The organism is Pontibacter chitinilyticus (assembly GCF_039748935.1).
Classification (GTDB): domain Bacteria; phylum Bacteroidota; class Bacteroidia; order Cytophagales; family Hymenobacteraceae; genus Pontibacter; species Pontibacter chitinilyticus.
Window position 1 is genome coordinate 17,716 of the sequence record NZ_JBDIZJ010000011.1, and the last position, 21,987, is coordinate 39,702.

Sequence of the window (21,987 nt, forward strand, 5' to 3'; positions counted from 1 at the left end):
GAACTCAAGCGCGTACTATTTTCAGCCCTGTCGGGTGTGGCTGCGCTTATACTTATATTACTGCTGCCTGCGCAGGTAAATATCGTTGCTGATGCTTTCCAGGCTAATAGGAGAACCGCCGCCGTTTACCTTTCCTGTGAGCTCGTAGCCTACCATAGGTGCTTCTTCTCTTTTGTTCGTGAAGTCGATGTTCAGATCTGAGTATACTTCACCGGTGATTGTTTTCAGAGAAACCGCCGCTCCTTTTTTTTGAGGCAAGCTCATATCAACAAAGCCGCTGATGGATTTGGCATCTACCGGACCTGTCAGCCCGCTTAACTCGATATTGCCACTGATGGTTTCTACCTTTAGGTCGGCATCGCGGGGCACAAAAATTTCATAGTTAATGGTGGCGCAGGTATAACTGTGGTCGCCATTTTCTGAGTAGTATGAAAAGCTGCTGTCGCCGGGGCAATCTTCAGCTTTGCCGGTTTTCATCAGGTCCTTGTCCAGGTCCACATTTACGCGGGCGCTTTCCTTATCAGAATTAAAATCAAGGAGCAGGGCGTCGTTCAGGTTGCCGCCATTAATTTCGTATGTGAGCTTTACGGAAGCTTCCGGCTTGTCCCAGGCTGAAATTTTGATCTTGTCGCCGAACTTGAGTTGCAGCTCAACTTTTTTGTTGGCAGGCACTGCCAATGTTTTCTGTACCGTCTTGGGTTGCGCCTGTAAGCCGGTGGTAAATGCAAACCACAGCAAGCTTAGAATGAATACTTTTTTCATAGTCTGTTTTGTAGCTAATGGTAAAATTTACTTGCCTTTCCGGATGAACACGTCGCCGCTGACGTTGTAAATGCTCATTTCCACGCCGCCGCCATTTGTTTTGCCGTTGATGGAATTGCCGCCTGCTATTTTGGTTAAATCGCTCTGAGCATTTTTGTTCAGGTTCATGTCGAAGTCCGTGTATACTTCACCCTGCACGGTTCTGAGCTTAAAGTCGGCTTTGGTGCTGGCCGGCAGCGTAATATCGACGGTGCCGGCCACGTTAGAGATGGCGCTGGGCTTGGACTGGTTCAGGCTGGAGAACTTAACAATGATATCGCCTGCCGTGGTGTTGGCAATAACAGGCCCTGATACATTCGTGAGCGTTGCGTTGCCATTGTTAAGCTTCAGCTCAATTTCCCCGCCTACGTCTGCCACCGACACGTCACCCCCCATCCAGTTTGTTTCTTCATATACCACAGCCGCATTTTTCGGCACTCGGATCACATAGTCTCCTTCCTGGCGTGAGGCCTTGGTGATCCGCATGGTATTGTTCTCTTTTGTTACCGCCAGTCCTAAACCGGTGTTATCCTCTGCCATGTTGTAGAGGGGCTTTAATCCGGCGGCACGGGCCGGCGGCGGTGTTATGCCACTGCCCTCAATGGTCACCTCGTCTGAGTTAGTGCCGATAACTTGTACATTGCTATTAAAGATGGTGATAACAACGCGGCTGTCCTTGCTGTTGCCAAGCTTCGCTTTATAGGTTTTCAGTCCCTTCTTTTCAGTGTTAGCTTTGGTACTAGCCGTCTGGGCCAGCAGTGGGACGTGATTCAGCATCAGGCATACCGATGCCAGTAACATTATTTTTTTCATGTTATTAAGTTGACGTGTTGTGATGAATTGATTTTATAAAAGGATGCCGATTCCTTCTTCGGCTTTATTTTTGACGATGGGCAACAGGTTCTTCTTTTCTGTCAGTCTCTGGAGCGGCGCCACTGCTTTTTTCTCTTTCAGCCCAACCAGCATGTCAATCAAGGTGATCTGCATGAGCGGGTCCTTTTGGATTGGCAGCGATTGGATCAAAGCGCTACGCACCTGCTCGTTGTCTTTAAGCCGGTACAGCGCTTCGCTGGCCGCAAGCCGTACGTTCACGTTCGGGTCGCTGTTCATGGTGTTGATGAGCAGCGGGATGATCTCTTCGTCTTCGGGCGCGGTGCTAAACTCCTGGTTGATGACCCGGATGCGGTCACTGGCTGAATAATTTGCGGTAGCGCCGGTTGCCAATACCTTTTTCATCTCCTGCATTTCCTGTTGCAGGGCGGCTATTTCAGGGTTTTGCTGAGTAGCCGGCTGCTGTTTATACTTACTGCCAGCCCAGAAAGCACCCAGCAACAACAGGATACTTGCCGCCACCCGCCAGTATACTGCAGCTCCCTGTACCGGAAAGAAAAACTGCCTGCCTTTTTGCGGTTCCTTGGCTTTGATCTTCTCAAAAAGCCAGTCGTCGGCTAAGAACTTATCCAGTTGCGTTTCCTGCTGTCGGGCGTATACCTGGAACTGAGCTGTATGCTGCTTCAGGTGGCCGGGTAGCTGCTGCGCCTGGTTAAAGAAGTCCTGCAACTGCTTTTCCTCCGCTACCGAGGTTTCTCCTTCGTAATACTTTTGCAGCAGTTCTTCTATGTTATCCAACTTCATAATTCTCCAGTTTTAAAAAGCTGTCCCGTATACTTTTGCGGGCTCTTGAAAGTATAACCCGGATGTTGTTTACTGTCAGGTCTGTTATCTGCTCCATCTCTTCATAAGAGCATCCTTCCACATCCCGCAGGTGCAGGATAAGCTTTTGCTGCTCCGGCAGCCCAGCCAGCAAGTTTTGCACTTTGCTCACGCTGTCGGCTAACTCGGTGCTCTGGTAGGGAGTCGCCTCGCCTGAGCCCACATCCAGGCCTGTTACATCTACCATGTGCTTTCGCTTGCTTGCTTTTAGCTTATCGAGGCACAGGTTTTTGGTAACCGTCATGGCAAAAGCCTCTACGCTGGTATAAGCATGCAGCTTGTGCCTGTTGGTCCAGAGTTTCAGGAATACATCCTGCAAAATGTCTTCTGCTTCTTCTTTATCGCGAAGCATAAAGACAGCCAGCCGATACAGCTTTTGCTTTGCAGGAAGCACCTTGCTTTTAAACTCTTGTAAGTCCATTCAATAACAGAGACGACCACGCTGAAAAATCATTACAGCAGTTTAGAAAATTTATTTGAATTAGCAGCAGCACCGCCCTAAGAAGGGAACAAGCCAAGCCATAGAGACCTGAGCAGCAGGTAAGTTTAGGACTTGTATGCTTTCGGTTTTTAAGGCCGCTATACTTCAAAAAAGTAGCTATTAATCTGAATTGATGTGGCTGCTTAAATACCGTTTTTGAGGTTCCAGGTGCCTGCGCCTTTCGTGCTGCTGCTCAAATAAAAAATATTTTCTTCCAAAAAGTTGATTTTGTAAAAACTGCTCGTACATTTGTAGTGTACTAAGTAACTAGTACACTAAAACAATCAAGAAAATGGTGGAGCTACATCATGTTAATTTCAGGTATAAAAAGAGGAAGCCTCTTTTCCAGGACCTGAACCTTGCCCTGCAACCAGGCTTTATTTACGGCCTGTTAGGTAAAAATGGTGCCGGTAAATCTTCTCTTCTGAAGCTTATTTCCGGGCTGCTGTACCCGGAAAGCGGTGCCAGCCAGGTATTTGGGTATAACGCCCCGGCGCGGAAGCCCGAAATGCTGCAGGACATATACCTGATTCCGGAGGAGTTTAACCTTCCGCCAATCAGCATGGCCACGTTTGTGAAGAACAATGGCGTGTTTTACTCCAAGTTCAGTTATAACCAACTGCAGGCTTACCTGGCGGAGTTCGAACTAACAGAGGATGCAAAGCTGTCCACGCTGTCGTATGGCCAGAAGAAGAAGTTCCTGATCGCTTTTGGCCTGGCCACTAACGCCCGCCTGCTGATCATGGATGAGCCCACCAATGGCCTCGATATTCCGTCCAAGAGTCAGTTCCGCAAGATCATGGTGTCAGCGCTGGATGAAGAAAAGATTATTGTGATCTCTACCCATCAGGTACGCGACCTCGAAAACCTGATCGACAACGTGGTGGTGCTGGAGCAGGGCAACATCATCTTCAACCACAACATCGCGGAGATTTCCGAAAAGCTGGCCTTTGAGTATGACCTGGCCGGCGTGCCTGCCGATGAGGTGTTGTATGCGGAAGAGTTGCAGGGGCGCAAAGCCGGCATTGTGAAAAACCTGGCTGGCCATGATGCGCGTGTTGACCTGGAATTGCTGTTTAACGGCATCATCAGGAATGCAGCAGGTATAAATGAGCACTTTGCCAACTACAAGTATGAATACTAATTTAAAAGTATGGCGCCGCCAGTTCAGGCAACTGTGCCTCACCATCGGCTCTCCGCTCATTGCCGCTGCCGCTATTGGCTGTGCTTTTCTGGTGGAGACCAGGCAACTGGATTATACTTATCCCTTAGAACTGGTGCTGAAAGGCATCACGAACGATTCCGCTATCCTAACCATTAGTACAAAATAAAACGATGAATACTGAACTGAACTTCAAACGGCTGGGCCTCTTTATGAGAAGGCAGCTATACTTAAACTTCGCCTCGTTGTGGACGGCCTTAGCAGCGATCCTCGGCCTGCTGTTCATCATCTCGGCCATTGTGCTGTACTCCCGTCCGGCTACCGTTATGGGGCTGCCCGGCCTGCTGGGGTTGCGCAACTTTTACCTGGTGGTGTTTATGCTGGCGGGCTACGTGTTCACCAGCAAAGTCTTTGATGAGATGCATGCGCCCCAGAAAAGCTTTATGTTCCTCACGCTGCCAGTATCGGCCGCAGAGAAGCTGCTGAGTGCCTGGCTCATCACTTCGCCGGTATATGTGCTGCTGTTTTGCCTGGTTTTCCTGCTGCTCTCCTTATTCGACTCCCTTTTTATCGGACAGCTGGACGCGCTGCCGTACCTGTTCGACGTACATTTCTTTAACTGCATTAAAGTATACATGGTCACCCAGGCCGTATTCCTGCTGGGGGCAACCGCTTTCCGGGGCAACAATTTCTTGAAGACGCTGTTGGCGCTGATTGTGTTAGCGATGCTGATCGGCGCGTACGGTGCAAGCCTTGGCTATCTGTTGTTCGGCGACGGCACCCACCAGGTAAGGCTAGGTGGTGAATTAAGAGAAACGACCGAGTACATATTCACTAAAATTATACCTGCGCTGTTTTGGTGGGTGTTGGCGCCATTCCTGGTGGTCGTGTCATATTTCAAACTTAAAGAAAGGCAGGTGTAAGATGGATTTCAAAGAGAATCAAGCCATATATCTACAGATTGCAAACCGTTTTTTTGAGAATATACTCCAGAAAAAGTGGGACAGCGGCGACAAAATACCTTCTATCCGCGACATGGCGGTGGAGTTTGAGGTAAACCCGAACACCACCATGCGGACCTTCAATTACTTGCAGGACAAGGGTATTATCTACAACAAAAGAGGCATCGGCTACTTTCTGGCCGACGACGGCTTCCAGAAAACCATCGCCCTGAAGCGGGAGCAGTTTCTGGAGGAGGAATTGCCGGTGTTCTTCCGGAATATGCAGTTGCTCGGCATCTCCCTCGACGACCTGAAGCGGTACGCCAACGGAAAGCCGGAGTTGGATGTACAGTAATAAGTATCAAAGTGCCTTACCTCTAAAGTATAAAAACGATGACTATTACCACGAGCAATAAACTATTACTGGGCCTGCTGCTCACCATCCTGCTATTTATAACTATAATGGCAGGTGTATCCAGGTCCTACGCGAAGCGGAGCCTGACGGAAGAGGAACTCAGAATGCCTCCTCCGACGGAAGCACCTGCGGCACCCGATGCCCCGGCACACTAGTATAGCAAGCTAGCGGCAGCATAGGTAGGGGAGCTGGTTTTGAAGCAAATAGAGGAGCCGCTAATTGCAAAATATTCGGCCTCTCACGCAACCTTTGGCTTTTTTTTGCATCTCTTAGGTAAACAAGTAAACACCTAAGTTACATATGATGAAAAAGCTACCAATTCTCCTGCTAGTCCTGCTACTGCCGCTATTATCGCTGGCGCAAAGCAGTGTGAATGCCTCCGAAATTCTGGGCAAAATAAACAGAGGCGAGGCCGTAACCTACCGCAATGCCACCATTGTAGGCGACCTGAACCTGACAAAGTTAAAGAACATGAAGCTCAAGAGCGGCCGGAACGAGAATAACACCAAAGAGTATGTGAGCACCGTTACCAACCCCCTGACGTTTATCAACTGCACCTTTGAAGGAGATGTGCTGGGTTACTTTAACCCGCAAAATGGGGGAGGCATGTTTACTTCTTCTTCGGGTGAAGTATACAACACCAATTTTGAGCGGGAGGTGCGGTTCGAGAACTGCCACTTTGAGCAGGCAAGCGCCTTTAAGTACTCCGCTTTTAAAGGAGGCGTTTCCTTTGCGGGTAGCCGTTTCTCGGAAGAGGCGCTTTTCAAGTACAGCGATTTCAATGGCAAAGTAAACTTCAGCAATGCCAAGTTTGAGGACGATGCTAACTTCAAGTATGTCACCTTTCCGGTGCAGGCTGATTTTAGTGGTGCTGCGTTTGGAGGGGAAGCGAACTTTAAGTATGCCAGGTTTCCCGAAGGCGCTACTTTCCAGAGAGCTTCCTTTGATGGCCTCGCCAACTTTAAGTATGCCAAGCTCGCAGAACCGTTCAATGTAAAAGGGGCTTCTTTTAAAGGAGATGATGACTTTAAGTATACGCAACTCAACAATCAGCAAATCACCCTTTCCAGCCTGATCCAGCAGAACAGGTAGCTTTATCTTTACTAACCACTAAAGCGCCATCTCAACATGTGGTGGCGCTTTGGTGGTTAGTCGTTTTTTAGCAAGGCAACAAGCCGGGTCGTGCTGTCTGCCTCATTAAATATTTTAACAGGAGGCAACAACAGCCACTCCGCCCGCACCTGGTTACACAAAGGCAGATCTGGCACTACTTTCAGCCGGCGGGAGGCAATGCTGACGGCAGCAGCCGTTTTCAGCGCATTCGCTTTCACCCGTATTGTATGCAGGGCGTAGCGGGCGGGGTGCAGGTGCACGTGCCGCCCGGCCACCTCGCCCCAGCGCAGCACCCAATCTGTCCCATCCGATAACGTAAGGAGCCGGTAAGTCGCACCTTCCGCGGATAAGTATAGATGATAAGCCGCCGGAGCCAGCAAGCCATACTGCTGCAAGTATAAAATCACCTCGTCGGCTATCTGTTGCACCGAAAGCGTGCCGGTGTATACGTCCAGTTGCGAAGCATTGCCTATCGACAGCAGGTCGGCTGCCAGCTTAGCAACCGGCAGGTCTTCACTTTCCGATACATAGGCCTGAAGGTAGCCCAGGTGGTGCTTGAGCGGGTGGAGCAGGATAGGTTCAGGCAAAGAAAACGACAGCATCTCAGAGTACCTATACTTCAGCTTAGGGCCCGTGGTTGATGGCAAGCAGCCCTTCCTGCTAAATTTTATACCTGCAGGCAACCGAACAGCTATTTTCAGCATCTCCTACATATATACTTCAAAGTGAATAGCAGCCTGGCCTTACCAAGTGCCCAAAAAGCACCAATTAACCTGTTTGTAGAGACATACAGCCTGTAAGTCGGGAAAAAAGGGTTGTAAGTATAATTTTGACAAGAAAAAAAATAACATTTGGTACCTTGTATTACATACTACCGTAAACTATATTGCAGCTGTTTGAAGCCGGGCCTATGATACAGTTACAAAATATCCATAAGTATTATGCCATGGGGCATAACAAACTGCATGTGCTCAAGGGCATTGATGTGCAGGTGCAGGAGGGAGAACTGGTATCGATCATGGGGTCGTCAGGCTCCGGCAAATCAACGCTGCTGAACATCCTGGGTATTCTGGACGATTATGATGCCGGTGAGTATACCCTGGCCGGCACCCTGATCAAGAACCTTTCAGCCACAAAGGCCGCTTATTACCGCAACAAGTTTCTGGGCTTCGTGTTTCAGTCGTTCAACCTGCTCTCGTTTAAAAATGCGATGGAGAACGTGGCCCTGCCGCTTTATTACCAGCAGGTGAGCCGCAAGGAGCGCAACAAACGGGCATTGGAGTACCTGGACATGGTGGGCCTGCGGGACTGGGCCGAGCACTCTCCGAACGAGCTCTCTGGCGGGCAGAAGCAGCGGGTAGCCATTGCCCGGGCGCTGATTTCGCAACCCAAGCTTATACTTGCCGACGAACCAACCGGTGCCCTGGATACACAGACCTCCTACGAGGTGATGGACATCTTCAAAGAAGTAAACCGCAAAGGCATGACCGTGGTGATCGTGACGCACGAGAACGACATTGCCGCCCAAACCCACCGCGTTATTCGCCTGAAAGATGGCCTGATCACAAACGAAGGCTTGCCGCAACAGGAGGCTATACTTGAAAACACGGCTATTCCGGAAGCGAAGTAAATATTCGCAACCGCCTGAACATCAATCATTAATAAACAAAGCAGCAGATGTTTGACCTGGATAAATGGCAGGAGATACTGGGCACGATGCAGAAAAATAAACTGCGTACGTTCCTGACAGCCTTTGGTGTGTTTTGGGGCATCTTTATGCTGGTGCTGCTGCTGGGCGCGGGCAAAGGCTTGGAGAACGGCGTGTACAATCGCTTCGGTGATGGGGCCAAGAACAGCATTTTTGTATGGAGCGGCAAAACAGCTGTGGCACACAAAGGCATGAAGCCCGGCCGCGAGATCAAGTTGACCAATGATGACCTGAAAGCCATTAACCGCGAGATTGCCGACCTGAATATGCTGGCGCCGCGCAACCGGGTAGCGGGCGAGTATACCATCAACTATAAAAAACAGAACGGCTCTTACCAGGTGTTTGGCGCTGAGCCAGTTTTTCTGGAGCTGAACGGGGAACGTGCCTTTCGGGGGCGCCTGCTAAACCAGTTTGATGAAAACGAGAAGCGCAAAGTGATCGTGCTCGGAGAGCAGGCCAGCAAAGTGCTTTTCCTGGACGAAGACCCGGTAGGCAAGTATGTGAACATTCGGGGTATTTATTTTAAAGTGGTAGGCACCTTTAAAGCGAGCGGCAACAACAGTGGCCGCCGCGAAGAACGGGCTTACATTCCTTTCTCAACAATTCAGGCTGCATTTAGCCAGCCCAATGAGGTGCAGATGATGGCGCTGGTGGCGCAGAATGGCGTACCCGCTACGGAGATGGAAAAGCGCCTGCGTACTTTGTTGGCGCAACGGCACCAGTTTTCAGAAGACGACGATATGGCGCTTGGCATTGAAAATGATGAAACCGAATACCTGAAAGTAATGGGCTTGTTCAGCGGCATCCGCATCTTCGTCTGGATCGTGGGCATCGGCACCCTGATAGCAGGTATTGTGGGGGTGAGTAACATCATGATGATCATTGTAAAAGAGCGCACCCGCGAAATAGGCGTGCGCAAAGCTCTCGGAGCTACTCCTTTTTCTATCGTGAGCCTGATCCTGCAGGAGTCGGTGGTGATCACGGCCTTTTCAGGCTACATGGGGCTGCTGCTGGGCACCGGTATACTGGCGCTGCTGGAGTACATGATGGTATCGTCGGGTATGGAAGCGCCTTTTTTCGCTAACCCGGAGGTGGACCTGAGTGTGGCTGTTTCGGCTACAATAGTGCTGGTGCTGGCAGGTGCCCTGGCTGGACTCATGCCCGCCCTGAAAGCTGCTAACATTAAACCGATAGAAGCCTTGCGGGCGGATTAAAGTTGATTTTGATTAACTGAATAACAGCGTTTTGAATGAAGAGATGGATTGACTACTGAGTGAACCTTTACCATGTCATCCTGTAAGTAGCTTAGCCGCAAGACGGCAAAGCTTAATTAAAAGGCATTTGCAGTTGTATGTGCTTTTATTCAGTCATTCAAAATTTAATTATTCCTAATAAATAAGGTATGATAGACATCGATAAATGGGCGGAGATCTACACCACCGTCAAAAAGCACCGGTTGCGCACGGCGTTAACGGCTTTTGGGGTGTTCTGGGGTATCTTTATGCTGGTAGTGCTGCTGGGTGCGGGCAAAGGCCTGGAGAACGGCATTACAAGTGAGTTCAACGTAGCAAAGAATGCTGTTTTTGTCTGGACGCAGCGCACCAGTGTGCCTTACATGGGCCTGAAAGCGGGCCGGAATGTACAGCTCACAAACGATGACATAGCTGCTATCAGAGCGAACATACCGGAAGTAGGCGTGGTGGCCCCCAGCAATCAGCTCTGGGGCGACTTTACGGTGAACTATAAAGATAAAAGCTCCGCCTTTACCGTGAATGGCGAAACCCCCGAACTGCTGGCTGTAAAGCCGCTGAAAGTAACCTCCGGCCGCTTTGTCAATGGCCTCGATATGCAGGACCGGCGCAAAGTAGCCATCGTCGGCCCCCGCATATTGGAAGTGCTTTTTCCGGGTGAGAAGAACCCGATTGGCAAGTATATCAGCATCAAAGGCAGCTGGTTTCAGGTAGTGGGTACTTTTCAGCCGCTTGGTAAAGGCGAGGACATTGTGGAAGATTCTAAAGTGATCTACGTTCCGCTCGCCGCATTCCAGCAAACTTTCAACCAGGTAAATAAAGTTGGGTTTATGGCCCTGATACCCAAGCAAGGTATACCTGCTGCGGTGGTAGAAGAGAAAGTAAAAACACTGTTGATGCAGCGGCACCAGGTAGCGCCCACTGACCTCAAGGCCTTTGGCTCGGCCAACATAGAGCAGGAGTTTCAGGATGTGCAGGGCATGATCGCGGGTATTGCCGGGTTTAGCTGGCTGGTGAGCATCGGCACCATCTTCGCCGGCATTATCGGGGTGGGCAACATCATGCTGATCGTGGTGAAAGAACGCACCAAAGAGATTGGCATCCGCAAAGCGCTGGGGGCTACCCCCTGGTCCATCATCAGCCTCATCATTCAGGAGTCGGTGGTGATCACGGGCTTTTCGGGTTATATAGGTTTAATGGCAGGTACGGGCATTATTGCGCTGGTGGAGTACCTCATGCGCCGCTTTGATGTGCAGGCGGGCTTTTTCGGCATCCCCGAAATCAACCTGGGCGTTGCGGTTACGGCCACGCTGCTGCTGGTATTTACCGGCGCGCTGGCAGGCCTGATTCCCGCCGCCAAAGCTGCCCGGGTAAGCCCGGTGGTCGCGCTGCGCGATGAATAAGGCTGGAAGCAAATACGAAACAATAATGATAGCTATACTATGAAAAAGGTTTTATTAGGCTTGTTTATCCTGGTTTTTCTGGGGCTCTCTGGCTGGCTGGGCTACTACTTCTACAAAAAATCGACCACCGACCCGGTGGTTTACAAAACAGAAGCGCCCTTTACCAGTGACATTGTGAAGAAAACGGTAGCTACCGGCTCTATTGTGCCGCGGCGTGAGGTGCAGGTAAAGTCGCAGGTGTCGGGCATTGTGGAAGACCTGTATGTAGAGGCGGGGCAAAGCGTTAAGAAAGGGCAGCTGCTGGCCAAGATTCGCATTGTGCCTAACATTGTGAGCGTGAACAATGCCGAAAGCGAAGTGCAAACGGCCCGCATCAACTACGAGGAAGCTAAACGCGAATTTGAGCGCAATGAGCAGTTGTACCAGCAGAAGGTGATCTCTGACATGGAGTACCGCAAGTATAAAGCCGACTTTAGTCTGAAGCAGGAGGGGCTACAATCGGCAGAAAACAACCTGCAACTGGTGCGTGAGGGGGCCTCTAAACGCAGCGGCCAGTCCTCTAACCTGGTATACTCTACCATAGACGGCATGCTGCTGGATGTGCCGGTAAAAGTGGGTACCTCCATCATTGAGCGCAACAACTTTAACGAAGGCACTACCATTGCTTCAGTGGCCGATATGGGCAGCCTCATTTTTGAAGGCAAGATTGATGAATCGGAAGTTGGCAAGCTGAAGGAGAACATGGATTTGCTGCTCACCATCGGTGCCATCGAAGGCCGCGTATTCAATGCCAAACTGGAGTATATCGCACCAAAAGGAGTAGATGAAGAAGGCTCGATCAAGTTCCCGATCCGGGCGAAAGTATCGCTGAATGGCAACGACTTCATTCGTGCCGGTTACAGCGCCAACGCCGATATTGTGCTCGACAAACGCGAAAAGGTTATGGCCATTAAAGAAAGTATGCTGAAGTTTGAAAAGGATAAGCCTTATGTAGAGGTAGAAACGTCGCCGCAGGTATTTGAGAAACGCATGGTAAAAACCGGCCTGTCAGACGGCATCAATATTGAGGTTGTATCAGGCCTTAAAAAGACAGAGAAAGTGAAAATTCCGGATGCTGCTGTGGCACAGAATATCTGATAGGGCGTTTAAAACTCCGCCGGGCAAAAATAATAGTGTTGGCTGTAAAGCCCGGGTGCTGCCGAAGTTTATACTTGGCCAAAGTGCCTGTTCGGGCCCGCATTTGAACAAGCTCACGGAATAAAGGCAGCTGCTGTTTATCTTTTCTTTTCATAATAAGTAAATTATAACCTAGTCAGCTACTGTAATTTAAATAAAACCTGTTATGAAAATTTTTATGAAAGCGAAAGATTTCAATTATCGCTCTGTGCTGCTTTTCAGCCTGATGCTGTTGACCACCTTTTTGTGGGGTTGTAATGATGACGATGAGATCCAACTGGATCTGGTGAGCTTCAATAACGTAGAGCTTAGCAGCAAGAACGAAGTACCGGCATTCGGAAATTCTCTGGCGACAGGAATGTTTAATGGCGTGTATAACAAGGAAACAAAGGTAATCACCTATAACGTGACGTGGGTACTGAGCGATTTGGATGATAACACTACCGGCATGCACTTCCACGGACCAGCCTCTCCAAATGAGAGCGCGCCGGTTGTGATTCCGGTTACTGGTTTCTCTGACAGCAGCGGCGGCACTTACTCCGGCTCTACCCGCCCTTTAACGCAAGAAGAGGAAGACCAACTGCTGAGCGGCAAGTGGTATTTTAACATCCACAGTACCACGCACCCCACAGGTGAGATGCGAGGCAACCTGCTGCGCAAATAAGTACGAGTTATCTTCACTTTAAAGCCCCTGCTATAGCAAAACTATAGCAGGGGCTTTTTGATGGGAGTTTAGGTATAAGTTTAAGAGTGGTTTTCTACCTTTGTAGCCAATCACATTTTCATACAGCATGGCACAGCACTATAACACTCCCTCCGCTATACAAATTGTAGACTTCAACTTGTTCTACGCCAAAGCTTTCTATGATCTCAACCACGAGTGGATCTCGAAATACTTTGTGATGGAAGAGGCAGATAACAAATCCCTCAGCGATCCGCAAGGATACATCATCAACAAAGGCGGTTATATTCTAATGGCCTTGTTTAACGGGGAGCCTGTGGGTACCTGCGCTTTGATTAAAGATGGGGAGGGCGTTTTTGAACTGTCGAAGATGGCGGTTGCCCCTAAAATGCAAGGCATGAAAATAGGCCGGATGCTGGGCGAAGCGGCTGTAGACAGAGCGCGCCGCGCCGGTGCCCATACGCTCTACTTAGTATCTAACCGCCGCCTGCAAACAGCTCTGAACCTGTATGAGCGCCTTGGTTTTGTCGAAGTGCCACTGCCGCCCAGCATCTATGAGCGCGCAGACATCAAGATGGAGCTTGACCTGGCAACAGGATCTGAAGTATAACGTATACCTACCTGACTAACAGCAAAAAGGCTCCGGGAAATATTTCCCGGAGCCTTTTTGCTGACTTGTGCATGCTTTTAAATGAGGCTGGTTTGCGCTTGCGGTTCCATGCGGGCTACGCCTTCGGTCATCCAGCAGCCTTTAAAAGCGCCTCTGTGTTGCCGCGCAAGTATAAATAGAAAAGGAGTTTGCTGGCCGTCCTGCCCTGTAATTATTACTAGTTGGTATGCCATGTCGCCAGTGGTAACCAGCTGCCCGGCTTTATACTTCTTAAAGTTGAGCATGGAGTTGTACGCCGGGTCGCGCACCATCATCCGGAAGTGGTTGATAGGGCCCAGGTACATTTTATTGACAGGCGATGAAAAGTTGAAAACAGTGATCACGCCGCTGTCATGCTTGTCGTTCTGTTGCAGGGCCATGAGTTGTATACGTATTACCTCGTGGGGCGCCAGGCTTTTATCTGGCCGCACATGCGTCCATTTAGCAGTATACCCTTCTTCAGGACTCGTAATAAAATAGGCAGCTTCATCCTCCTGTCTGTCGGCAAGAGGTACCGGAGGAAATTTTGCCCAAACCCACACCAGCAGTAGCAGCCCGGTGGCGAGCATTATCTTATCGAACACATGATCTAGGCCCTTCATAAAAATATGTACTTCAGAAAGAAGCGGAATGTTGTGATAGGGGCTTATTTACGGGTGTATGATGCACAAGCAGAAGCCAGCGGAGGTTAACGGCAAACAAATAAACCGCCCTTCGTATATGCCAAGAGTTGCTTCTCCATGAAAAATGTTCTGACCCACTACGTACAGCAGGCAGTTGCCTGGTTTTTACACCGGCCGGTGGTGCAACGGTTCCGGAAGCGTTATCCTGCCCTGGCCGGTTTTATTGCCAGGCGGTGTAACCCCCAGGTATTTACAGGGCTCCCGCTAACGTTTATTATACTGGCTTTTTGCATTAACCTGGCACTGCTTTCTGAGCTGGCTGAGCAGGTGATCGAGTCGGAGAGCATCGTTACATTTGATAAAACTTTTACGGCAATGCTCTACAGCATGCGCACCGAATGGCTGAGCCAGGTGCTGTACGTGGCCACGCAACTCGGGGAGCAATGGGCTGTTTTCGTCATTGGCGGCATTCTGACCATCATATGCCTGTTCCGGAAGAAGTATGCGCTGCTGATCGCTTTCTGGATCACCCTGGCAGGCGTGGGCATCTCCACCAAGTATGGCAAGAAGTATGTCAGTCGCGACCGCCCGGCCAACGTAGCATATTATGATGTAGAACATTTTTCCTTCCCCAGCGGACACGCCACTACCGTGCTGGCGCAGTTCGGCCTGATCGCTTATTTCCTGTGTAGGGCTTACCGTAAGCGCCACCAGCGCCAGTTGATAGTGGCAGCGGCGGCTTTGCTTATCATTGTAGTTGGCTTTAGCCGCATCTACCTGGGCGTGCATTACCTCTCTGATGTGCTGGCGGGTTTTTTGTTGGGCATGCTGTGGTTGTTGGTAGGCATTAGTTTAACAGAAGTAATGGCCACTAACGAGCCGCAGACAAGCAGTCGGAACAAAACATAGGAATGTAAGTATATGTGTTAAAGCCTATACTTGGCATAGCAGATATACTTAAGTCCTGTGTTATGATAAAGAATTTCCGCATTAGTTTCTGCCTTGTATTTATACTTTTCAGCCTGTGCTTTGCTGCGCGCCCTGCCGCAGCTTACAGTATGCTTACCCATCAGGCCGTGATCGATGCCGTATGGCAAAAGGATCTGCAACCGCTCCTGCTGCACCGGTTTGCTAACGCCACCAAAGACGACCTCCGGAAAGCACATGCGTATGCTTATGGCGGCTCTATTATACAGGACATGGGGTACTATCCGTTTGGAAGCACTTTCTTTACTGACCTGACGCACTATGTCCGGAGCGGGGACTTTGTGGAGCACCTGCTCCGGGATGCCCATACGCTCAATGAATATGCCTTTGCACTCGGAGCGCTGGCACACTTCAACGCCGATGTATACGGACACCCGACAGGCACCAATAGGGCAGTGCCCTTGGTGTACCCGGAAGTAGAGGCAAAGTATGGGCCGGTGGTAACGTATGCCGATGATGCGATTTCCCATATTAAAACTGAGTTTGGCTTTGATGTGCTGGAGGTGGCCCGCGGCAACTATCCGCCGGAGGCTTACCACGATTTTATAGGTTTTGAAGTAGCGCAGGAGGTGCTGGAGCAGGCATTTGTAGAAACCTATGGCTTGGAACTGAAAGATGTGTTTGTAAGCTTGCCGTTAGCCATACGTACGTACCGTTATACGATCAGAGGCATTTTCCCTGAGTTGACTAAAGCAGCATGGCAGGCCAAGAAAAAGGAAATTCAGGCGGCGAAGCCCGGCACCACCCGACGCCAGTTTATATACCGGATGCGACGTGCCAGCTTTCAGGAGCAGTGGGGAAACGACTACGAGCAGCCCCGGCTTTTTGCACGGGTACTTGCCTGGGGTATCAAGCTGCTTCCGAAGTTAGGGCCACTGCGTCCATTGGCTTTTGTGCCACCTACTCCGCAAGCCGAAGAAGTATACTTCCAGAGCTTTAACCTAACGGTGACACATTACAGCGCCTTTCTCAGGCAAATGCAACAGCAGGAAAATGTGCCGCAACTGCAAAACCTGGAGTTAGACACCGGTAAACCTACCAAGCCGGGCACTTACAAACTGGCGGATAAAACCTATGCCAAGCTGCTGGATAAGCTCTCGAAAGACGATTTCAAAAAGCTTACTCCGGCGCTGCGCAGTAATCTGAACCAGTTTTACAGTCATGTGCAGGCGCCGGAACAGATAGCAGAGGATCAGGACGAATGGAAGCAGGCGCAGCAAGCACTGGAAAAACTACAGACTGTCACGCTGCAAGAATAAGCAAGTTAGTTCTGAAGTGTAGTATAGTTTATATGATAAAAATCCGATCTGCCATACATGCTGTTTTTTTGCACCTAAAGTATAGTATAATTTATAGCCAATAAGAGGAAAATAGAATAGTACCTGCTTCCCTGTAAAGGTAGCTTTTCCATAAAATATACATTTTTTGTAACCCTATGTTGATTTTCGCGATAAAATAAGTTCTGGCTTTAGTTTGAAAACGATAGAAGAGCAGGCAAAGAACCAGACTAGAAAATTGTAATAAATCTTTAACGTACTAATACCATGGAAAACAACACGAATAATGCATCTAATGCATCACAAAACCAGACACAAGGAAATAAAACAAATACAACTACCAACACTACTGCACACAGCAGCACTGCAGGAAGCAGCGCAACACAAGCACAAGGCAGCTCGCAAAGCAGCAAACAAACCACTACCGGCAGCAGCCAGAGCCAGCAAGGCACAAGCGGTAAAGGCGGCTTAAACAGCATCACAGATAAGATACAGCAACTGGGTATTACAGATAAGCTGCAGCAGTTCGGAACTACTGCATCAGAAAAGGTAAACAGCCTGAGCACTACACAGAAAGTGGTAGGCGGCTCGCTGTTGGCTTTAGGTGCCGGTTGGATCGCGATGAACTCTATGAATAAAAAAGGCGGATCGAAAATTTCGTCTAAAAATACTACCGGCCGCAGCTCTTATAATGCGCGGGTAAAATAACACGCAAGCGTTCAAGCAAAAAAGCCGGACTATATAGTATAGTCCGGCTTTTTTATGCCTTACAGGTGAGGTGCGGCCTTGGGCATTCAGGCAGCAAAATGGCTGATTGCTCCATGCACAGGCTTTTGATGTAACCTTCTGCCGCCTAATTGGCTATATAGATATGCTTAGGTAAAGCACAACTAAAATCAGGAACTATGAGCATGATGAAAGCACTGGTAGGAGGCCTGGCCGGCGCCTGCGCATTAACGTTGTTGCATGAAACAGTACGGCGTTTTGTGCCCGAAGCCCCACGTATGGATATACTGGGTATGCGGGCTATTTCCAAAACTATGGAGGAGCTTGGCGAAACACCACCGCAGGATGAGCAGGAACTGCACCGCTGGGCACTGACCGGTGATATTGTCTCGAACGCCATTTACTATAGCTTTGCGGGTACCGGCAAAGATGCGCTGTGGCGGGGAACATTACTGGGTGCTGCAGCCGGCGCGGGCGCGTTGTACCTGCCTGGGCCACTGGGCCTGGGCGAGGCTCCCAGCAACCGTACACCCGAAACGCAAGCCATGACAGTGGGTTATTACCTGCTCGGTGGAATAATTGCAGGTGCCATCGGTAGTCTAATCGGAAACGAATAAGCGGCAGCAATTCATCTATAAACAAGAACGGCAGGGACCTGGTCCCTGCCGTTCTTGTTTATAGATGATATAGTGTATTATAAGCCGTCGCCAGTTGTTCCTCCGGTGGTGCTGCCAGCGGTGCTTCCTGTAGTTCCTGCTGTGGTACCAGCAGTTGTTCCGGCAGTAGTAGTACCGGCGGTTGTACCTGCTGTCGTACCTGTTGTGGTTGTGCCGGTAGTGGATCCGCTGGTCATGCTGGTGGTATCCATGGTGCCATTCATATCGTCAGTGGCATTCATGTCATTGTCTACGGCGCCGGTATTTGGGGTATCTATACCTTCTCCCTGCGTATCTACTCCGGTCGTGTTATCAGAGGAGCAGCTGATGAGGCAAGGCGATGTAAGAAGCGCACCTGCTACTAGCATTACGTATGTTCGTTTCATAGCAATTTAATTTTAAAGTTCATGTAAGATGTATGGATAAATGAAATTGTATTAGTTGTATGGCCAGCTACAGTATTACTACGTTACTTAGCACAACTGCAAAGTACCTCGCGGCTGGGTATAGCCACCTGGTAATCGGGCAGCGAGGGTTCTTTCATATAAATCACGTCCAATTTGCTGACCTGGTGCTGCGGGTGTGCTTCATTCCAGCGGCGCATCAGGTAATGGCAATAGTAGGGGCGCATATAGGCGTTCTGGATAAAAAGATAGTTTTCCGAATACTTTCGCCAGCGGTCGTTCTTGAACAAAGATACCACAGAAGCAGGTTTGGTATAATTGGCTGCTTCGCCCTCATGGTTCAGGTCAATTAATTTTCCGTTGCCTGTGTGCCCTTCCAGAATATACCAGCCATCATCTTTAAACACCACAGGCGCAAACATGCCCCAATGTTGATCGAGGCGCAGCAGGTAGCCAAACCATCGGCTACCGTCGGGCATTTTTTTTATTTTGAGGTTGGTGCCGCTCAGGTTCCACCAGATGCAATACAGCAGTACGACACTGACAAAGCCTTCCCGGAACTGTGGCAGCAGGTGCACTTGCGGAATCAAAGGCTTCCGCAAGTGCACACGTATACTTACCAGTGAAGGTCTGCGGATCTGCTGGAAAATACGTTTGAAGTGCCCTGTGTAAGGACGCCGGAACGAAGCAAGCAACCGCCTGTCCAGCCAATTCATTACCGGAGTAGGCAGCAAACCTGCCAGCGAAGCAATGTTGATCAGGTAAAATAGGCCAACAAACAAAGTCAGGCTGATACCAATGTGAAATCCCAGCAGCACCACGACCACTACCATCCGGAAAAACTTGTTGTAAAACGGGAGCAGCAGTAAAAACGGTAGCAGGAGCTCTACATAGAACGTGGTAATCGTCAGGGCATGCAGCAGGTGCGGGTACGGGTATATCAGCTTTCCGACCGGCATCAGAATCTGATCCAGGCTGAGCGCATAGTATAAGGCGGTACCTTCGGTGCGCCATTCGGGAGAGTTCTTGAGTAAGGCCGTGCAAAAGTAAATCAGGAAGATCTGCAGAATATAGGCTGCTGTGGCGGCACTGCAGTACGTAGTGTCAGCAGTTGGCAGCTGCTTTTGCTGTGTAGCATCATATGAATAGTAGCGGCCCCAAGGCAGAAACATGCCCCAGAACAGCAGCATCCGGAGCAGGTCATCGCCACCCTGTGTTATCAGCGTATTGCGGTTTTGCAAACTGACCAACAGCAGCCAACTCACCACCGTTGACAATCTGGTTTTATAGCCCAGCAGCATGCACACGGCAAAACCTGCCGCAATTATAAATAAAATAGCTTCTACCTGCCACATACCGCTGAGGGCATGCAGCGAAACAAACTGAGTGGGCCATAGGTACTGGTGCATCACATAGAGCGGTAATACGCCCATGTTAGAATAATGTGCCTCCAGATCAGTTGCCCGTATTGCTAAATCCGTCAGAATAACGCCTGCAATCCATATGCGCATGATGGCTAACGCCCGCAGGTCTACGGTGAACACGTTACGGAAGTATAGCTCCAGATATTTCATCCGCTGCCAGCAATAGGGGTGAAAAAAACAGAAAGGCAATACCGGATGCTGGTGCTTGCCTTTCTGTCTGATTATTACTTAGTTGTTGATGTAGGAGCACTACATTGTAGTAGTGCCGGTCGTTGTACCAGTTGTAGTTCCTGTAGTAGTACCTGTTGTGGTGCCAGTAGTAGTACCGGTTGTTGTACCATATGTGGTCGTGCCGGTGGTAGTACCAGTTGTTGTGGTACCCGTAGTTGTAGTACCAGTAGTAGTACCGTAAGTAGTGGTACCAGTTGTTGTTCCGGTAGTTGTAGTACCGGTATCCGTTGTGCCGGTTGTTGTACCTGTGGTGGTAGTGCCAGTGGTTGTACCGTATGTGGTCGTGCCGGTAGTAGTACCGGTATCCGTAGTGCCAGTTGTGGTTGTGCCGGTATCTGTCGTGCCGGTTGTTGTGCCGTAGCTATCGTCCATAGTATCGGTGCCACCATCGGTGGCGCTGTCAGTAGTAGAGCAACTGGCTAGTAATCCGGCTACAACAAAGGCTGAAGCACAGATATTTACAAAATTCTTTTTCATAGCTTTCAAAGTTTGTTTGTTTATTCAGAGCTAATTGTTCAACTCTTAAGAATCCTTGTACGCGCCAGAAAATAAAAGGTGAATTAAATTTGTGCAAATATTCTGTATAAAAGACTTTTTTAATATTATAAGCAGCTTATAATCAGATAATATCAAATAGATGCATTGTGCCTGATGGGCCATTTTTGGATAGGTGGCACCAGGCGCATACTTGCTTTAAATCGAACTTGAGTGCTGCTGAAGCTCCTGCAGATACTCCTGGCGGGCAAGTTCCAGGGCAGCCATTATTTCCTGCCGCTGCTGCCGAAGGTTATTAACCAGCGGCTGCCGCCGGGCAAAGAGGTGCAGCAGCGTAAAGTGTTCTTGCGTCTGGCGCAGGGTATGCCAGTAATGCAGTACAAAAAACCCGCTCAAGGGCAAGCTTACGACATATAAAAGCATGGCCGGCAGCGTAGCACCGGTTATTTCTGCTGCCAGCCAGCACTCCAGCGCATAGGCCAGCGGAAAAGTAAAGATGCCTGCTGTCAGCATAATAGGCGCATACCATTCCTCTTCTTTGGTAGCAGCATGGGCAATCCGGGAAGGAATAAGGTAGGGCAGGTAGTTGTGCAGGAGCCCGTAGAAGTATACCGGCAGGCCCAACAGCAGGTATAAAGAGAGGGAGATGCTTTGCTGCAGCACGGTACGTTTGCCTTTGCCCAGCAAAGCATCCTGTAGGTGCAAGTGGTGCAACTGCTGCAGGTAGCCCGTTATCTGTTGCCGTAACTCTTCCACGCGGTCTGGCTGTGTCTGGCTGAAATAAATGATGCTTTTCACAAGGCCTTTGGTCAGCAGGAAGTCTTTTTCATGTGGTGTAGCCCCTACCGGAGCTATCTCCCCCAGTTTCTCGCCATAAATCTCCTCTACCTGGCGTGCCAGTGCATCTTCCTCATCTGTCGGAGTGTTGATGATGAGCTTTTCCAGGCGGTAGCGAATCTCTTCTGTAAGCGCCAGCACGGCTGCATGGTTATCTGTGCTATAAGCCTTTACATACTCTGAAACAGCAATGGGCTTGCCTACATTTACAAAAACGCTGCTCCGGAAGCGAGTAGGAGCGGAGTAGTTAAGCCCTACCGGCAGTATCTGCAGGCTTAAACCGGTACTTGCTTCGGCACTCAAGGCAATACGGGCGGTGCCGGTCTTGATTTTGCGCAGGCGGCGCTGGTTAAAGCTGTTCCCCTCTGGAAAAATGATTAGTGCTTTCTGTTGCTCCAATGCCCTGAAACTGGCGGCAAACGCCTCCTCGTTGCTGACAGGCTGATCCGGGGTGTCTTCGCGGCGGTGAATAGGAATAAGATGCATCTTGCCGAGTAGCCAGTTCTGTAGCCTGGAACCGAACACCGTGCTTTTGGCAATAAAGTAGGCGGGCTGCTGCAGTTGGGCTGCTATTACCACCGGGTCCATAAACGTATTCGGGTGATTTGAAACGATCAGCAACGGCCCCTGTGCCGGCAGCAGGTGGCGATTACGTACTTCCAGCTCGCTGAAAAACACCCGGAGCCCGATCCGGTAAATTAACTTAAGTATAGCGTACAGCATGTGCGGCCTTGTTTTCGGATGATCAGGCTTCAGTTAAATAAAGCATTGCCAATATACTTATTTAGCCTGATTTTCCGGGCGCGACCAGCTGCTAAACGAAACGATTTGTT

At 49.7% G+C, this 21,987-nt stretch carries 26 protein-coding genes; 16 read left to right on the forward strand and 10 right to left on the reverse strand.

Going from position 1 to position 21,987, the window contains the following annotated elements; translation table 11 throughout:
- Positions 1-57: 57 nt before the first annotated feature.
- The 4 genes from ABDW72_RS15490 to ABDW72_RS15505 are packed head-to-tail and all read right to left on the reverse strand — an operon-like array spanning position 58 to position 2,935.
- Positions 58-762 (reverse strand): DUF4097 family beta strand repeat-containing protein, encoded by a 705-nt coding sequence (locus tag ABDW72_RS15490; protein WP_347159502.1) that lies wholly within the window; start codon positions 760-762, stop codon positions 58-60.
- Between the two features lie 27 nt (positions 763-789).
- A complete protein-coding gene (locus ABDW72_RS15495; RefSeq protein ID WP_347159503.1) occupies positions 790-1,614 on the reverse strand; it encodes a DUF4097 family beta strand repeat-containing protein in 825 nt (274 codons plus the stop codon).
- A 33-nt stretch (positions 1,615-1,647) separates the two neighbouring features.
- Positions 1,648-2,436, reverse strand: coding sequence for a HEAT repeat domain-containing protein (locus ABDW72_RS15500; RefSeq protein ID WP_347159504.1), 789 nt, complete (start codon positions 2,434-2,436; stop codon positions 1,648-1,650).
- Positions 2,423-2,935 carry an RNA polymerase sigma factor gene (locus ABDW72_RS15505; protein ID WP_347159505.1) on the reverse strand — a complete coding sequence of 171 codons (513 nt, stop codon included), beginning with the start codon at positions 2,933-2,935 and terminating at the stop codon, positions 2,423-2,425. The genes ABDW72_RS15500 and ABDW72_RS15505 overlap by 14 nt, the downstream gene beginning before the upstream one ends.
- A gap of 352 nt (positions 2,936-3,287) precedes the next feature.
- Between ABDW72_RS15505 and ABDW72_RS15510 the strand changes: the two genes are divergently transcribed.
- The 6 genes from ABDW72_RS15510 (at position 3,288) to ABDW72_RS15535 (ending at position 6,605) form a co-directional block, all read left to right on the forward strand.
- Positions 3,288-4,139 carry an ABC transporter ATP-binding protein gene (locus ABDW72_RS15510; protein ID WP_347159506.1) on the forward strand — a complete coding sequence of 284 codons (852 nt, stop codon included), beginning with the start codon at positions 3,288-3,290 and terminating at the stop codon, positions 4,137-4,139.
- Positions 4,129-4,326 carry a hypothetical protein gene (locus tag ABDW72_RS15515; RefSeq protein WP_347159507.1) on the forward strand — a complete coding sequence of 66 codons (198 nt, stop codon included), beginning with the start codon at positions 4,129-4,131 and terminating at the stop codon, positions 4,324-4,326. The genes ABDW72_RS15510 and ABDW72_RS15515 overlap by 11 nt, the downstream gene beginning before the upstream one ends.
- Before the next feature lie 4 nt (positions 4,327-4,330).
- Complete coding sequence (locus ABDW72_RS15520; protein ID WP_347159508.1) at positions 4,331-5,080, forward strand: hypothetical protein; 750 nt, start codon at positions 4,331-4,333, stop codon at positions 5,078-5,080.
- A 1-nt stretch (position 5,081) separates the two neighbouring features.
- Positions 5,082-5,453, forward strand: coding sequence for a GntR family transcriptional regulator (locus tag ABDW72_RS15525; protein WP_347159509.1), 372 nt, complete (start codon positions 5,082-5,084; stop codon positions 5,451-5,453).
- A 38-nt stretch (positions 5,454-5,491) separates the two neighbouring features.
- Positions 5,492-5,668, forward strand: a complete 177-nt coding sequence (locus ABDW72_RS15530; protein ID WP_347159510.1) for a hypothetical protein — start codon at positions 5,492-5,494, stop codon at positions 5,666-5,668.
- A gap of 145 nt (positions 5,669-5,813) precedes the next feature.
- The gene (locus ABDW72_RS15535; protein ID WP_347159511.1) at positions 5,814-6,605 is read left to right on the forward strand and encodes a pentapeptide repeat-containing protein; all 792 of its coding nucleotides are present in this window, start codon (positions 5,814-5,816) and stop codon (positions 6,603-6,605) included.
- A 56-nt stretch (positions 6,606-6,661) separates the two neighbouring features.
- Here the strand turns inward: ABDW72_RS15535 and ABDW72_RS15540 are convergent, their stop codons facing one another.
- Positions 6,662-7,213: a hypothetical protein gene (locus ABDW72_RS15540; protein ID WP_347159512.1), complete on the reverse strand. Its 552-nt coding sequence runs from the start codon at positions 7,211-7,213 to the stop codon at positions 6,662-6,664.
- Positions 7,214-7,536: 323 nt separating this feature from the next.
- On the opposite strand from ABDW72_RS15540, the gene ABDW72_RS15545 reads away from it, so the two are divergent.
- The 6 genes from ABDW72_RS15545 (at position 7,537) to ABDW72_RS15570 (ending at position 13,455) form a co-directional block, all read left to right on the forward strand.
- The gene (locus ABDW72_RS15545) at positions 7,537-8,256 is read left to right on the forward strand and encodes an ABC transporter ATP-binding protein (RefSeq protein WP_347159513.1); all 720 of its coding nucleotides are present in this window, start codon (positions 7,537-7,539) and stop codon (positions 8,254-8,256) included.
- Positions 8,257-8,303: 47 nt separating this feature from the next.
- Positions 8,304-9,548, forward strand: coding sequence for an ABC transporter permease (locus ABDW72_RS15550; protein WP_347159514.1), 1,245 nt, complete (start codon positions 8,304-8,306; stop codon positions 9,546-9,548).
- Positions 9,549-9,736: 188 nt separating this feature from the next.
- Positions 9,737-10,987 carry an ABC transporter permease gene (locus ABDW72_RS15555; RefSeq protein ID WP_347159515.1) on the forward strand — a complete coding sequence of 417 codons (1,251 nt, stop codon included), beginning with the start codon at positions 9,737-9,739 and terminating at the stop codon, positions 10,985-10,987.
- Between the two features lie 39 nt (positions 10,988-11,026).
- Complete coding sequence (locus ABDW72_RS15560) at positions 11,027-12,124, forward strand: efflux RND transporter periplasmic adaptor subunit (protein WP_347159516.1); 1,098 nt, start codon at positions 11,027-11,029, stop codon at positions 12,122-12,124.
- 217 nt (positions 12,125-12,341) lie between these two features.
- Entirely contained in the window at positions 12,342-12,827 is a 486-nt protein-coding gene (locus tag ABDW72_RS15565) for a CHRD domain-containing protein (protein WP_347159517.1), read from the forward strand.
- A 127-nt stretch (positions 12,828-12,954) separates the two neighbouring features.
- Positions 12,955-13,455 (forward strand): GNAT family N-acetyltransferase, encoded by a 501-nt coding sequence (locus ABDW72_RS15570; protein WP_347159518.1) that lies wholly within the window; start codon positions 12,955-12,957, stop codon positions 13,453-13,455.
- A gap of 77 nt (positions 13,456-13,532) precedes the next feature.
- On the opposite strand, the gene ABDW72_RS15575 is transcribed toward ABDW72_RS15570, so the two are convergent.
- Entirely contained in the window at positions 13,533-14,096 is a 564-nt protein-coding gene (locus tag ABDW72_RS15575; protein WP_347159519.1) for a DUF4864 domain-containing protein, read from the reverse strand.
- Positions 14,097-14,234: 138 nt separating this feature from the next.
- On the opposite strand from ABDW72_RS15575, the gene ABDW72_RS15580 reads away from it, so the two are divergent.
- The 4 genes from ABDW72_RS15580 (at position 14,235) to ABDW72_RS15595 (ending at position 17,724) form a co-directional block, all read left to right on the forward strand.
- A complete protein-coding gene (locus tag ABDW72_RS15580; protein WP_347159520.1) occupies positions 14,235-15,026 on the forward strand; it encodes a phosphatase PAP2 family protein in 792 nt (263 codons plus the stop codon).
- A gap of 62 nt (positions 15,027-15,088) precedes the next feature.
- Positions 15,089-16,363: a zinc dependent phospholipase C family protein gene (locus tag ABDW72_RS15585; RefSeq protein WP_347159521.1), complete on the forward strand. Its 1,275-nt coding sequence runs from the start codon at positions 15,089-15,091 to the stop codon at positions 16,361-16,363.
- Between the two features lie 285 nt (positions 16,364-16,648).
- Positions 16,649-17,089 (forward strand): hypothetical protein, encoded by a 441-nt coding sequence (locus tag ABDW72_RS15590; RefSeq protein ID WP_347159522.1) that lies wholly within the window; start codon positions 16,649-16,651, stop codon positions 17,087-17,089.
- 197 nt (positions 17,090-17,286) lie between these two features.
- A complete protein-coding gene (locus tag ABDW72_RS15595; RefSeq protein WP_347159523.1) occupies positions 17,287-17,724 on the forward strand; it encodes a hypothetical protein in 438 nt (145 codons plus the stop codon).
- Positions 17,725-17,801: 77 nt separating this feature from the next.
- On the opposite strand, the gene ABDW72_RS15600 is transcribed toward ABDW72_RS15595, so the two are convergent.
- The 4 genes from ABDW72_RS15600 to ABDW72_RS15615 form a co-directional block, all read right to left on the reverse strand.
- Positions 17,802-18,149 carry a hypothetical protein gene (locus tag ABDW72_RS15600; protein ID WP_347159524.1) on the reverse strand — a complete coding sequence of 116 codons (348 nt, stop codon included), beginning with the start codon at positions 18,147-18,149 and terminating at the stop codon, positions 17,802-17,804.
- A gap of 83 nt (positions 18,150-18,232) precedes the next feature.
- A complete protein-coding gene (locus ABDW72_RS15605) occupies positions 18,233-19,741 on the reverse strand; it encodes an HTTM domain-containing protein (protein WP_347159525.1) in 1,509 nt (502 codons plus the stop codon).
- Between the two features lie 99 nt (positions 19,742-19,840).
- Positions 19,841-20,299 (reverse strand): hypothetical protein, encoded by a 459-nt coding sequence (locus ABDW72_RS15610; protein ID WP_347159526.1) that lies wholly within the window; start codon positions 20,297-20,299, stop codon positions 19,841-19,843.
- A 216-nt stretch (positions 20,300-20,515) separates the two neighbouring features.
- Positions 20,516-21,877 carry a lysophospholipid acyltransferase family protein gene (locus ABDW72_RS15615; RefSeq protein WP_347159527.1) on the reverse strand — a complete coding sequence of 454 codons (1,362 nt, stop codon included), beginning with the start codon at positions 21,875-21,877 and terminating at the stop codon, positions 20,516-20,518.
- Positions 21,878-21,987: the final 110 nt, after the last annotated feature.